The sequence below is a fragment of the Micromonospora sp. NPDC004704 genome (assembly GCF_053601675.1).
This window is the reverse complement of sequence record NZ_JBSGCD010000006.1, coordinates 1-13591: the sequence shown is the minus strand read 5'-3', so window position 1 is coordinate 13591 and position 13591 is coordinate 1. Positions and strand designations below refer to the sequence as shown.

Sequence of the window (13591 nt, the reverse complement as noted above, 5' to 3'; positions counted from 1 at the left end):
CGCGAGGATCGCCCTGCGGGCGATGCCAGGTTGACGACCTCCGTCCGGGCGGACGACCGGTTCCGTCCACGCCCATGGACGGCGAGCCACCCGAGCCCCTCCAGTCCTCCGCGAAGGAGCAACCATGCGCATCCGTGCGCTCTCCACGGTCCTCAGCGTCGCCCTGGTGGCGACGGCCGCCCTGGTCGGGGTGACACCACCGGCGGCGTCGGCGGCACCCCTGACCAAGGTCCTCGTCTTCTCCAAGACCGCCGGGTTCCGTCACTCGTCCATACCCAACGGCATCGCCGCCATCCAGCAGCTCGGCGCGGCGAACGGTTTCACGGTCACCGCGACCGAGGACGCCGGTCAGTTCACCACCGCCAACCTGGCCCAGTACCAGGCGGTGGTCTGGCTCTCCACCACCGGTGACGTGCTCGACACCACCCAGCAGAACGCCTTCCAGGCGTACATCGCCGCCGGTGGGGGGTACGTCGGGGTGCACGCCGCCGCCGACACCGAGTACGACTGGGCCTGGTACGGCGGACTCGTCGGCGGCTACTTCGCCTCGCACCCGGCGACCCAGCAGGCGACCGTACGCACCGAGGACCGGTCGAACGTCTCCACCGCGCACCTGCCGCAGAGCTGGACCCGCACCGACGAGTGGTACAACTACCGCGCCAACCCGAGGGCGAACGTCAAGGTGCTGTCCAACCTGGACGAGTCGTCGTACAGCGGCGGGTCGATGGGCGGGGACCACCCGATCACCTGGTGCCAGAACTACGGCGGCGGGCGGTCCTGGTACACCGGGCTCGGCCACACCGAGCAGACGTACACCGAGGCGAACTTCACCCGGATGCTGCTCGGCGGGATCCAGATCGCGGCCGGTGCCAAGCCGGCCGACTGCCGTCCCGAGGTCGGTTACACCGCGCTGTTCGACGGGACCCAGGCGAGCCTGAACCAGTGGCGTCAGGCCGGTCCGGGTGGCTTCACCCTGGCCGACGGGACGCTGACCTCGGTCGGCGGGATGGGCCTGCTCTGGTACCCGGTCCGCACGTTCGCCAACTACTCGCTGAAGCTCGACTGGATGATGCCCGGCGACGACAACGGCGGGGTGTTCATCGGTTTCCCCGACCCGCAGGGTGACCCGTGGCAGCCGGTCGACGCCGGCCACGAGATCCAGATCGACGCGACCGACGCCGACCCGTCCCGGACCACCGGGAGCGTCTACAGCTTCAGGGCGCCGGACACCGCCCTGCGGGCCGCCGCGCTGAACCCGCCGGGGTCGTGGAACACGTACGAGATCGGGGTGCACGGGCAGCGGGTGGAGATCTGGCTCAACGGGGTGAAGATCAACGACTACACCAGCACCCGGAACATCGCCAACGGCTACATCGGCGTGCAGAACGACGGCGCCGGGATGGACATCAACTACCGCAACATCCGGATCAAGGCCGAGGGCGGCAACCCGCCGCAGCCCGGCACCGACCTGGCCCAGGGCAAGCCCACCACCGCCTCCAGTGTCGAGGCCGGCAGCCCGCACGTGGCGGCGAACGCGGTCGACAACAACCCGGCCACCCGCTGGGGCAGCCTCTCCGCCGACCCGCAGTGGATCTCGGTCGACCTCGGTGCGACGTACAACCTGAACCGGGTCCGGCTCAACTGGGAGACGGCGTACGGGCGGGCGTACCAGATCCAGACCTCGCCCAACAACAGCACCTGGACCACCGCCTACTCGACCACGACCTCCGACGGCGGCGTCGACGACGTCACCCTCACCGGGACCGGGCGCTACGTCCGGGTGTACGGCACCCAGCGCGCCACCGCCTGGGGTTACTCCCTGTGGGACCTGAACGTGTACGGCACCCCGGTCACCGGCACGCCCACGCTCCTGTCGACGGGTCGGCCCACCGCCACCTCCAGCGTCGAGACCGGCAGCGCGCACGTGGCCGCCAACGCGGTCGACGGCAACCCGGCCACCCGCTGGGGCAGCGCGTACGCCGACCCGCAGTGGATCTCCGTTGACCTGGGCGCCACCCGGTCGATCAGCCGGGTCCGGCTCAACTGGGAGGCCGCGTACGGGCGGGCGTACCAGGTCCAGACCTCGACCGACAACAGCACCTGGACCACCGCCTACTCGACCACCGCCTCCGACGGTGGGATCGACGACCTGACCCTGACCGGCACCGGCCGCTACGTGCGGGTGTACGGCACCCAGCGCGCCCTGACCCCCTACGGCTACTCGCTCTGGGAGTTCGAGGTCTACGGCTCCTGACCCTGCGCTTCCCCTCACCCCCACCGGCACCACCCCCGGAAAGGAACCAGATGTCCCCCACCCTCCACCGCTGGTCGCGACTGCTCGTCGCGGCCACGGTCGCCGCGACGAGCACCGCGCTCGCCGTGGCCGCCGCCCCGAGCGCGGCCCAGGCCGTGGTGATCCCGCCCGCCGACTACCAGCAGGTTGTCCTGGCCACCGGCTCCGCCGAGATCGGCGAGGCCATGGGCCTGGCGGTGCTGCCGAACCGTTCGGTGGTGCACACCGCCCGCAACGGCACCGTCCGGGTGACCGACGCGGCCGGCAACACCAAGGTCGCCGGCAACATCCCGGTCTACACCCACGACGAGGAGGGGTTGCAGGGCGTCGCGGCGGACCCCAACTTCGCCTCCAACCGCTTCATCTACCTGTACTACTCCCCCACCCTGAGCACACCCGGCGGGGACGCACCGACCACCGGTACGGCGGCCGACTTCGACGCGTGGAAGGGGCACCTGCGGCTGTCCCGGTTCACCCTGAACAGCGACGACACGCTGAACATGGGCAGCGAGCGGATCATGCTCCAGGTGAACAACGACCGGGGGCAGTGCTGCCACGTCGGCGGTGACATCGACTTCGACGCCGCCGGCAACCTCTACCTGAGCACCGGCGACGACACCAACCCGTTCGAGTCGAACTCGTACACCCCGATCGACGAGCGGACCACCCGCAACCCGCAGTTCGACGCCCAGCGTTCCTCGGGCAACACCAACGACCTGCGCGGCAAGGTCCTGCGGATCAAGCCGCAGGCGGACGGGACGTACACCGTCCCGGCCGGGAACCTGTTCGCGCCGGGGACGGCCAACACCCGGCCGGAGATCTACGCGATGGGTTTCCGCAACCCGTTCCGGATGAGTGTCGACAAGCCCACCGGCATCGTCTACCTCGGTGACTACGGCCCGGACGCCGGTGTCAGCGACGCGAACCGGGGACCGAGCGGCCAGGTGGAGTTCAACCGGATCACCGCGCCCGGCAACTACGGCTGGCCGTACTGCACCGGTACGAACACCAGCGCGGAGACGTACAACGAGTACACCTTCCCGTCCGGCCCCTCGCAGGCGAAGTACAACTGCACCGCCGGCCCGACCAACAACTCGTTCCGCAACACCGGCCAGACCACCCTCCCGCCGGCCAAGGCGAGCTGGATCCGGTACGGCGGCGACGCGGGCTCACCGCCGGAGTTCGGCGGCGGCTCGGAGTCGCCGATGGGCGGCCCGGTCTACCGGTACAACGCCTCGCTGAACTCCCCGGTCAAGTTCCCGCAGTCGCTCGACGGCCAGTACTTCGCCGGCGAGTACGGCCGCCGCTGGATCAAGGCGATCGCGGTCAACTCCAACGGCACCCCCGGGGAGATCTCCGCCTTCCCGTGGACCGGCACCCAGGTCATGGACATGGCGTTCGGCCCGGACGGTGCGCTCTACGTGCTCGACTACGGCACCGGCTCGAACAACCAGGCGCTGATCCGGGTCGAGTACATCGGCGGCGGCAACCGCAGCCCGGTCGCGGTCGCCTCGGCCAACCCGACCTCCGGACCGAACCCGCTGACCGTGACGTTCTCCTCGGCCGGCAGCTCGGACCCCGAGGGCGGAGCACTGTCCTACCTCTGGACCTTCGGCGACGGGACCACGTCGACGGCGGCCAACCCGACCAAGACGTACACCGCGAACGGCACGTACTCGCCGACCCTGCGGGTCACCGACCCGACCGGGCTCACCGGTACGGCGAGCCTGGTGGTGACGGTCGGCAACACCGCGCCGACGGTGAACCTGCAACTGCCGGCCAACGGCCAGCTGTTCAACTTCGGGGACACCGTCCCGTTCACGGTCAGCGCCGCCGACAACGAGGACGGCACGATCAACTGCGCCCGGGTGACGGTGACGTACTCGCTGGGGCATGACAGCCATGCCCACCAGATCACCTCCAAGACCGGCTGCACCGGGACGATCACCATCCCGGTCGACGGGGAGCACGACTCGGCCGCGAACATCTTCGGGGTCTTCGACGCCGCGTACACCGACAACGGTGGTCTGACCTCGCGCAGCACCCGGACGCTCCAGCCGAAGCACCGGCAGGGTGAGCACTTCGGCGCCCAGTCCGGCATCCAGACGGCCGACCACGCCGCCGCCGAGGGTGGCCGTACGGCCGGCTTCGTCGACAACGGCGACTGGATCTCGTACCAGCCGTACCTGCTGGGCAACGCGACCCAGTTCACCGCCCGGGTCTCCTCCGGCGGTGTCGGCGGGACCATCGAGGTGCGTACCGGCTCCGCCACCGGCACCCTGCTCGGTAGCGTCGCGGTCGCGCCGACCGGCGGCTGGGACACGTTCACGAACGTGACCGCCAACCTGTCCAACGCACCGACCGGCAGCACCACGCTCTACCTGGTGTTCAAGGGCGTGACCGGGCAGGGGAACCTGTTCGACGTGGACGCGTTCACCTTCACCACGGGCACCACCAGCACGCCCGCGGTGATCAGCCTGCGGGCCCGGGTGAACAGCCAGTACGTGTCCGCCGACAACGGCGGGGCGGCACCCCTGATCGCCAACCGGGCCGCGATCGGGCCCTGGGAGCAGTTCGACCGCCTCGACGCCGGCAACGGCAACATCGCCCTGCGGGCCAAGGCCAACGGGCTGATCGTCACCGCCGCCAACGGCACCGCTCCCCTGATCGCCAACAAGACCACCATCGGCACCTGGGAGACGTTCCAACTCGTCCGTAACACCGACGGCAGCGTGAGCCTGCGCTCCCTCGGCAACAACCAGTACGTCGCCGCCGAAGGCGGCGGCGCCCAGGCGCTGATCGCCAACCGAGCGGCGATCGGTGCCTGGGAACGCTTCGACCTTATCGGCGGCTGATCGCCGCACCCGTGACCGGTGCGGGCGTGCCACCGCCCGCACCGGTCAGGGCCAGGCTCGGCAACCACGGAGGAAACACATGCACCGGATCTCCCGCTGGGGGCGCACCGCCCTGGCGACCCTGCTGCTGACCGCGGTCGGGCTCGTCGGCGCACCCGGCCCGGCGTCGCAGGCGGCGCCGCGAGCACAGGAACCCGTCCGGGCGCTGGCCGCACCGGCGTCCAACGTCCACATCTTCTACTACTCCTGGTACGGCAACCCGACCGTCGCCGGCAGCTACCGGCACTGGCAGCAGGGCAACCACACCCCTCCGCAGGACATCGGCGCGGACTACTACCCCACCCGGGGTGCGTACGACTCCGGCGACGTCGCCACGATCAACCAGCACATGGCCTGGATCAGCCAGGCCGGGGTGGGCACGATCGTCTACAGCTGGTGGGGTCAGGGCTCGTACGAGGACAACCTGACCGCCCGGGTCATGACCGCCGCCGCCCAGTACGGCATCAAGGTCGCCTGGCACCTGGAGCCGTACAGCGGGCGGACCGCGGCCAGCACGGTCGCCGACATCAACTACATCAACTCCCGGTACGGGTCCAGCCCGGCCTTCTACCGGGACGCCGCGCACGGCAACCGCCCGGCGTTCTACGTCTTCGAGAGCCTGCGGATCACCGACTGGTCCCCGCTGGCCCAGGTGCGGGTGAACAACATCGTCCTGGCCCAGACGACGGACACCTCGAAGGTGGCCAACTTCGGCGGCATGTACACCTATGATGGCATCGCCGGGGCGACCGCGCCGGGCTGGGCGAACGCGGCGGCGTACTGCCGGGCGAACGGGCTGGTCTGGGCACCCTCGGTGGCGCCCGGTTACCTGGACGACCGGGCGGTGCCGGGCAACACCACTCCCACGCTCGGCCGGGACAACGGGGCCGCGTACGACCGGCAGTGGACCAACGCCCTGGGTACGCCGACCCCGCCGGACTGGGTGTCGATCACGTCGTTCAACGAGTGGCACGAGGGCTCGACGATCGAGCCGGCGAGTTCCACTCCGCCGGCCGGACACGGCTACCTGACCTACTCCGGCGCGTACGGGCTGACCGGGGCGGCGGCGCAGACGGCGTACCTGGACCGGACCCGCTACTGGGCCGAACGGTTCAACCCGAGCGCGCCGACGGCTCCGGTGGTGAGCCTGCGGGCCCGGATCAACAACCAGTACGTCGCCGCCGACAACGCCGGGGCGGCGCCCCTGATCGCCAACCGGGCCGCGATCGGCCCCTGGGAGCAGTTCGACCGCCTCGACGCCGGCAACGGCAACATCGCGCTGAGGTCGAAGGCCAACGGGCTGATCGTCACCGCCGCCAACGGCACCGCTCCCCTGATCGCCAACAAAACCACCATCGGCACCTGGGAGACGTTCCAACTCGTCCGCAACACCGACGGCAGCGTCAGTCTCCGCTCCATCGGGAACAACCAGTACGTCGCCGCGGAAAACAGCGGCGCCGCGCCTCTGATCGCGAACAGAGGTGCGATCGGAGCATGGGAACGATTCGACCTGATCGGCGGGTAACTGTCCGACCACTCACCGTTGACCTGCCGGAAGACACCTCCGGAAGGTGAAGCGCCCGACCGCTCCAATATCCGCCACCGCCAGGACGATAGACCCTCTGTCGTCCGGCGGTGGTGCGGTATTTACCGCCTGATCGGACGATTTTCGGGCGTCCCACGGATTCAAGGGCCGACGGATGAGGCATTGGAGCCCTGGACAGGGGACGATAAGCGGATGAAGGTCCTATTCCTTGGCGGTCCGTGGCACGACCAACGCCACGAGGTGACTCCCGCTCGATCTGTGGCTGCGGCGCGCTCGCTGCCGATGTACCTGAAAGTTCCGGTAACGGCGGTTGAGGGCGGCGAGTCCGCTGACCCGGCCACGGCGGCTTCACGGCTGCCGCAGCCACGCGGGCACGTCACCTACACCCGTCGCTACGCCCGCGGGGGCGGCGAACGCCTCCCGGTCTACGTGGCACCGGACTACGACGGGCCGCCGCGGGCCTGAGGCCCGGCAGCCGGCCGGCGCGGGGCGACCGAACATCGCCCCGCGCTACTCGATCATGACGGCACTTACCCCCGTGCCGGACCACGGCCAGCGGCCCTCACCGCTGGTCATACCCTCTTCCCCTTCGCCCCGGCCGGCGTGGGCCGTACGCTCAGGCGTGCGGTCAGCGCCGGCCGCGGCTACCCACCCGGCTGCCGGCGGAGAACGCCGCCGCACTGCCCGCCGGGGACGCGGCCACTCGGGTCGGACGCGCCGAGCCAGCGTGATTCGCAGTATCTCGGGTGGTTTCGTGCTGTTCTGTCCCGTTACGGGGAGATCCACCGCGCTTCGAGCCCCCGCGCGCCGAACCACCACGGGCCGCCCCGCCACCGGCAGAGCCCACACGAGCTGATCCCCCACCGCCGGAGCCACCACGGGCCGCCCCACCGCCAGCGCCACCACGGGCCGATCCACCGCCGCCAGAGCCGCCACGGGCTCCGCCACCGGCCGAGCCACCGTGGGCCGACCCGCCGCGACCCGTACCGCCGGAGGCGGAGGTGCTGCGGGTCGGGGACCCGGACGACGCCGGGCGCTGTGCCGGCGGCGCGGTGAACAGCCGCTCGCCCGGGGCGAGTTCGGCGAGCAACGCGTGACCGGGCCGCAGCGGGGTGATCGTCGGGTTGATGCCGGCCTGACGGGTGAGGTCACGGACGTCGGCGACCTGGTCCTCGGTCATCAGGGTGACCACCGTGCCGCTGGCTCCGGCCCGGGCGGTCCGCCCCGAGCGGTGCAGGTAGGCCTTGTGCTCGGCCGGCGGGTCGGCGTGGATCACCAGGGTCACGTCGTCGACGTGGATGCCGCGGGCGGCGATGTCGGTGGCGACCAACGTACGGGCGTCGCCGGTGGAGAACGCCGCCAGATTGCGCGTACGGACGTTCTGCGCCAGGTTGCCGTGCAACTCCACGGCCGACACGCCCGAGGCGACCAACTGGCTGGTCAGCTTCTTCGCCCCCCGCTTGGTACGGGTGAACACGAGCGTCCGACCGGGTGCGGCGGCCAGGTCGATCAGGACCGGCAGCCGGTCGTCGTGGCGTACCCGGAGCACGTGGTGGGTCATCGCGGCGACCGGGGACGTCGCGGAGTCGACGCTGTGCGTGACCGGGTTGGTCAGGTACCGCCGGACCAGCACGTCGACCCCGGCGTCCAGGGTCGCCGAGAACAGCAGCCGCTGGGACGCGGCCGGCGTGCGGTCGAGCAGCCGCTTCACCACCGGCAGGAAGCCGAGATCGGCCATGTGGTCGGCCTCGTCCAGGACGGTGATCTCGACCGCGTCGAGAACCGCCTCGCCGGTCGACACGTGGTCGGCCAGCCGGCCGGGGCAGGCGATCACGATGTCGACCCCGGCCCGCAGGGCGTTCACCTGGGGCCGTGCGCCGACCCCACCGAAAACGGTCATCGTGCGCAGCGACAGGGCGGCGGCCAGCGGGGCGATCGTCGCCTCGATCTGGGTGGCCAGCTCACGGGTCGGCGCCAGGATCAGCGATCGCGGACGACCGGGCCGCCGGGTCGGGCGGGTGGCGGTCAGCCGGGCGAGCAGCGGGATGGCGAAGGCGTACGTCTTGCCGGACCCGGTCCTGCCTCGGCCGAGCACGTCGCGCCCGGACAGCGCGTCCGGCAGGGTCGCGGTCTGGATCGGGAACGGGCTGGTGATGCCCACCTGATCGAGCGCGGCGACGAGCGGGGCGGGCACGCCGAGTTCGGCGAAGGAGCTGGGTACGGAATCGAGCGTCTTACTGGGGCGGCGTGCCGCCATGGAGTGTCTCCGAACGTGGAAGGAATCGCCCTGCACGGCGCTGACCGTTCCGGTCGCGGCGCGTGGTGGTCGACATCAGCGCAGGTAGCGGTCGAGACCAGCGGGCTGCACGTACCACTCTACCCGCCGCCCGGGAACGGACGACGACCGTACGCCAAAGTCGTGTCGCAGGCTACGGGTACGCTCATGGCACGAATGGGATGCATCTTCCGGCATGACCGGATCCACCCCGACCGGATCCACCCCGCTCGTTCTTTCCCTTCCGCACCCGACTCGCGCCTGCCATCGGGTGAGCCGAGCACCGGCGCGCAAGCATTGGAGCAGATGTTGACCGACGTGACCACCCATGACCCCAACCCGTTCGGTGACCTGCCGAAGGGCGACCCCTCGGTCGACCAGCGGCCGACCGTGGACGTGAGCCTGGCCGCGATGACGCGCCTGCGTACCCCGTTCGAGGTCGACGGCGACGTGCACTCGCCGGACGACGACCGCGACTAGGGTTTCGTCCCGACCTTCTTGACCGCCGGCTGCTCGAGCTGGCCTGCGGTGGACCGACCTCCGATGATGCCGTGCCGTCTGGCGAGATGCCCGAGATAGGTGATCGCGCCGAGCAGGATCCCGATGTCGTCCAGGTAGATCGGATCGGGCAGGACGTCCACCGGCGAGATGCTGTAGACCACCGCCGCCCAGAAGGCGAACTTGCCCGGTAGTGGCATCCGGCTGCTCCGGATCAACGCCCTCATCCTGAGCAGCCTGACGACGAGCACGATCGCGACAACGAGTGTCGCGGCGGCTGCCACGATCAGCAGCGCGACAACAACCGACGAATCCACGCGTCCTCCTGGTCTCCGGCGACCCGCAGCCGCTCCGCCCATCGGACGGCCGGCTCCGGACAGGAGTCTTCCTGCCCCGATCGCTCGATCATTACGCCACGCCCGACATCCGCCGACGCCTGTGCCGGGCGGCGGGTCAGTCAGCCGACGTGGACCAGGGGGCGGCGACGCCGGTCCGGTTCGGCCTGACGGAGCACCTCACGGGTGAGCGGGGCAACCTCGCCGTCGCCGAAGAAGAGGTACCGGAGCAGGTACATCAGCGGGTTTCCCTCGGTCCAGGCAAAGTAGATGTGCGGCAGCTTCCCGGTCGTGTCCCGGATGTGCAGCAGGAGACCGGCGATGGCGTTGGCGATGCTGGCGCCCTCGAGCCGAAGGATCCGGTACCCGAACCGCTCCTCGCCGGTGACGATCAGTTCCGATTCGAACTCGGACGGGTCGCGGACGGTCACCTCGAGGAAGAGGACCGGCTCCCCGACCGGGATGTGGTTGTCGTGACGCTGCTCGGCCTCCTTCTCCCGGTACTCGGTCTCGTCGCGCTCGTTCGGCTCGTTCGCGATGATGTGGATCTCCCCACGCTCGACCACGTCGGCGAGGAACTGTTGCGCCACCGGGTCCAGGTGCACACCGGTGACCCGCAACTCGGTCGCCCGGAACACCCGGGACAGGATGGAGGTGGCGATGATCGCGGCGATGAACAGCGAGGCGATCCGGACACCGTCGGGACGTTCGATCACGTTCGCGACCGTGGTGTAGCCGAGCACCACCGTGATCAGCGCGAACGCCACGGTCGCCCCGCGCCGGCGGCGACGGCGCGAGGACAGGGTGACGGCGAGCGCGGCCGAGGTGATCAGCACCAGGACCCCGGTCGCGTACGCGCCGCCCTGGGCGGTGACGTCGGCCTCGAAGACCACCGTGATCAGGAACGCGATCAGGGTGAAGACCAGCACCAGCGGGCGTACCGCGCGGCTCCAGTCGGGCGCCATGCCGTACCGGGGCAGATACCGGGGTACGAGATTGAGCAACCCGGCCATGGCCGATGCACCGGCGAACCACAGGATCAGCACGGTGCTGATGTCGTAGATGGTGCCGAACCCGTTGCCGACGTACTGATGGGCGAGGAAGGCCAGCGCCCGACCGTTGGCCTCACCGCCGGCCTCGAACTCCCGGTGCGGGATGAGCACGGTGGTGACGAAGCTGCTGGTGATGAGAAAGACGCTCATGATGATCGCGGCGGTGGTGAGCAGCCGGTGTGCGCCCCGGATTCGCGCCTCCGGCCGGCGCGGGATGTCGCTGGGGTGTCCCTTGATCAACGGCATGACGGCCACCCCGGTCTCGAAGCCGGACAGGCCGAGGGCCAGCCGGGGGAAGACCACCAGCGCGACCACCACGATGCCGAGCACGTCGGGGTGCTCGTTGAACAGCAGCCGCCGCCAGTCCGAGACCAGCGCCGGATTGGCCAGCAGGTGACCGAACGACACGACGATCACGACGAGGTTCAACAGCAGATAGACGCCGACCAGCACCACCGCGATCCCGATGGCCTCCTTGAAGCCCTTGAGGAAGACCGCCCCGAGCAGGGCGATCAGCACCAGGGTGATCTCGACCTGCAGGCCGCCCAGCGACTCCGGCAGGTACGGGTTCTCCATGATGTGCGCGCTGGCGTCGGCCGCGGAGAGCGTGATCGTGATGATGAAGTCGGTGGCGGCGAACCCGAGCAGGGCCAAGACGAGCAGCTTGCCGTTCCAGCGGGGCAGGAGCCGCTCCAGCATGGCGATCGACCCCTGACCGTGCGGACTCTCCCGGGCCACCCGCCGGTAGACCGGCAACGCGCCGAACAGGGTCAGTGCCACCAGCACCAGGGTGGCGATCGGCGAGATCACCCCGGCGGCCAGGGCGGCGATGCCGGGCTGGTAACCGAGGGTGGAGAAGTAGTCCAGGCCGGTCAGGCACATGACGCGCCACCACGGCCGTTGGTGCTCGACGCTCTCGGTGGTGTACGGCCCGCTGGCCCTCCCCGGTTGCAGACCGTGCAGCAGCCAGCGGCGCAGCCCACCAACGGGCCGCCCCGCTCCCGGCTCCCCCATCGTCTGACCCGCCACGTCGTTTTCCCCCGCTCGGGCGGCCAATCGCCCCGCCGCGAGCCATCGTCACCCGGCTCGGACCGCCGCCGTGGAGAAACCGACCATCCGGGGGCACGGCGGCAGCAGGATCGGCGGTGCCGGTCTCTCGGGACGGGGCGGCCGGTACCCGTCTCGGGGGCTGGCAAACGTCGAGGCTGCTCCGGTGTCGTCCGCATGACCGGGGTGGGAGTGGGCACACACACGGGCACCGCTACAGACCCGTCAGCGAGGTGAGAGTCATGGCCGCGAAGAAGCAGTCCACGACAAACGGCGAGGCGGTGAACGCAGGGGAGGGCGGGCCGGAGTCGGTCGGCCCGTGGGGCACCACCCGTGGCCTCGACCAGGACGCGCCCTGGGGGGTCGAGGAGGACTCACCGATCGACGAGGGCAGCGAGCCGACCGCGGTCAGCGAGGGACGGCGGGGCGAACGCCGGGCCGGCGAGCCGGCCGCCGCGGGCGGCGACGGCCTCGGTACGGTCGAGCCGACCCCGTTCCACGAGGGCGGACCGGGCCTGACCCCCGACACGCCGGGGCGTCACTCGTTCCCGGACGAGAGTTCGACCGGCTCCCTGGCCGACAACCCGCTCGAGGAGGAGACCGGCATGCGCCCGGAGGGGACCTCACGCGGAAAGGGCTGACCCGCCCTCCCCGCGGAGCAGTTCCTCGATCGCCTCGGCGAAGCCCTCCAGGGTTGGCCGTACGAACAGGATGCGGATCGGTACGTCCCGTTCCAGTGCGGCGCCGAGTCGGGCGACCGCCTTGGTGGCGAGCAGGGAGTGGCCGCCGAGGTCGAAGAAGTCGTCCAGCGCCCCGACCCGCTCCCGTCCGAGCACCTCACCCCAGGTCGCCGCCACCAGTTCCTCGATCTCCGTACGCGGCGCGACGTAGTCGTGCACCTCGGGGTCGTCGAGCTCTCCGGTGGGGAGGTTGCGTCGGTCAATCTTGCCGGCGGTGTTCAACGGCAACGCGTCCAACACCATCACCTGCCCCGGAACCATGTACCCCGGCAACAACTCCGCCAGATACGACCGCAACTGCCGCCCCGACGGTGACTCACCCGACGCCGCAGGCGACACGTAACCCACCAGACGGGCGTCCTCACCCTTACCCGCCACCACCACCGCCGCCTGACCCACCAGAGGATGCCCCACCAAACGGGCCTCCACCTCACCCAACTCGATCCGATACCCCCGCACCTTCACCTGATGATCCACCCGACCGAGGAACTCCAACCCCCCACCCCGCAGCCACCGCACCCGGTCCCCCGTCCGATACAACCGCCCACCCGGCGCCCCGTACGGATCAGGAACGAACCGACCAGCGGTCAAACCCGCCCGCCCCACATACCCCCACGCCACACCCGCCCCACCAATGACCAACTCACCCGGCACCCCAACCGGCACCGGCCGCAACCCCCGATCCACCACATACACCTGCGTGTTACCGATCGGCGCACCCAACGACACCCCACCCACACCCACCGGCACCTCCGCAAGGGTGGACCAGATCGTCGTCTCCGTCGGCCCGTACACATTCACCAACCGCGACACCCGCGACCGCAACTCCCGACCCAACCCCACCGGCAACTCCTCACCACCGGTCAACCCCACCACACCCGGGAAATCGAAACCCGCATCAAGCAACATCC

Annotated in this window: 8 protein-coding genes and 1 pseudogene; 5 read left to right on the top strand and 4 right to left on the bottom strand. The window is 70.3% G+C overall.

What is annotated here, in order from left to right:
• Nucleotides 1–124: 124 nt before the first annotated feature.
• The 3 genes from ACWEFB_RS10010 (at nucleotide 125) to ACWEFB_RS10000 (ending at nucleotide 6712) form a co-directional block, all read left to right on the top strand.
• A complete protein-coding gene (locus ACWEFB_RS10010; protein WP_452284089.1) occupies nucleotides 125–2254 on the top strand; it encodes a ThuA domain-containing protein in 2130 nt (709 codons plus the stop codon).
• Between the two features lie 50 nt (nucleotides 2255–2304).
• Nucleotides 2305–5148 (top strand): PQQ-dependent sugar dehydrogenase, encoded by a 2844-nt coding sequence (locus ACWEFB_RS10005; RefSeq protein ID WP_452284087.1) that lies wholly within the window; start codon nucleotides 2305–2307, stop codon nucleotides 5146–5148.
• Nucleotides 5149–5227: 79 nt separating this feature from the next.
• On the top strand, nucleotides 5228–6712 hold the full coding sequence (locus tag ACWEFB_RS10000; RefSeq protein WP_452284085.1) for a hypothetical protein: 1485 nt from the start codon (nucleotides 5228–5230) through the stop codon (nucleotides 6710–6712).
• An 868-nt stretch (nucleotides 6713–7580) separates the two neighbouring features.
• Here the strand turns inward: ACWEFB_RS10000 and ACWEFB_RS09995 are convergent.
• Nucleotides 7581–8990 (bottom strand): annotated as a pseudogene (locus tag ACWEFB_RS09995) (DEAD/DEAH box helicase); the annotation flags it as partial.
• A gap of 324 nt (nucleotides 8991–9314) precedes the next feature.
• Here ACWEFB_RS09995 and ACWEFB_RS09990 point away from each other — a divergent pair.
• On the top strand, nucleotides 9315–9488 hold the full coding sequence (locus ACWEFB_RS09990; protein ID WP_452284083.1) for a hypothetical protein: 174 nt from the start codon (nucleotides 9315–9317) through the stop codon (nucleotides 9486–9488).
• Here ACWEFB_RS09990 and ACWEFB_RS09985 read toward each other — a convergent pair.
• Together ACWEFB_RS09985 and ACWEFB_RS09980 are read right to left on the bottom strand one after the other, a co-directional pair.
• Nucleotides 9485–9823 carry a YkvA family protein gene (locus ACWEFB_RS09985; RefSeq protein ID WP_452284081.1) on the bottom strand — a complete coding sequence of 113 codons (339 nt, stop codon included), beginning with the start codon at nucleotides 9821–9823 and terminating at the stop codon, nucleotides 9485–9487. The two genes, ACWEFB_RS09990 and ACWEFB_RS09985, sit on opposite strands and share 4 nt — an antisense overlap.
• Nucleotides 9824–9963: 140 nt before the next feature.
• Nucleotides 9964–11922, bottom strand: a complete 1959-nt coding sequence (locus ACWEFB_RS09980; RefSeq protein WP_452284079.1) for an amino acid transporter — start codon at nucleotides 11920–11922, stop codon at nucleotides 9964–9966.
• A 260-nt stretch (nucleotides 11923–12182) separates the two neighbouring features.
• Here ACWEFB_RS09980 and ACWEFB_RS09975 point away from each other — a divergent pair, with 260 nt between their 5' ends.
• Entirely contained in the window at nucleotides 12183–12581 is a 399-nt protein-coding gene (locus tag ACWEFB_RS09975; RefSeq protein WP_452284077.1) for a hypothetical protein, read from the top strand.
• Here the strand turns inward: ACWEFB_RS09975 and ACWEFB_RS09970 are convergent.
• Entirely contained in the window at nucleotides 12564–13589 is a 1026-nt protein-coding gene (locus ACWEFB_RS09970) for an AMP-binding protein (protein ID WP_452284075.1), read from the bottom strand. The two genes, ACWEFB_RS09975 and ACWEFB_RS09970, sit on opposite strands and share 18 nt — an antisense overlap.
• Between the last annotated feature and the right edge of the window lie 2 nt (nucleotides 13590–13591).

Bases quoted from the DNA above. Each gene is read 5' to 3' on its own strand.
- ACWEFB_RS10005 (WP_452284087.1), top strand. From the start codon at position 2,305: ATGTCCCCCACCCTCCACCGCTGGTCGCGACTGCTCGTCGCGGCCACG.
- ACWEFB_RS09970 (WP_452284075.1), bottom strand. From the start codon at position 13,589: ATGTTGCTTGATGCGGGTTTCGATTTCCCGGGTGTGGTGGGGTTGACC.
- ACWEFB_RS10000 (WP_452284085.1), top strand. From the start codon at position 5,228: ATGCACCGGATCTCCCGCTGGGGGCGCACCGCCCTGGCGACCCTGCTG.
- ACWEFB_RS09975 (WP_452284077.1), top strand. From the start codon at position 12,183: ATGGCCGCGAAGAAGCAGTCCACGACAAACGGCGAGGCGGTGAACGCA.
- ACWEFB_RS10010 (WP_452284089.1), top strand. From the start codon at position 125: ATGCGCATCCGTGCGCTCTCCACGGTCCTCAGCGTCGCCCTGGTGGCG.
- ACWEFB_RS09990 (WP_452284083.1), top strand. From the start codon at position 9,315: ATGTTGACCGACGTGACCACCCATGACCCCAACCCGTTCGGTGACCTG.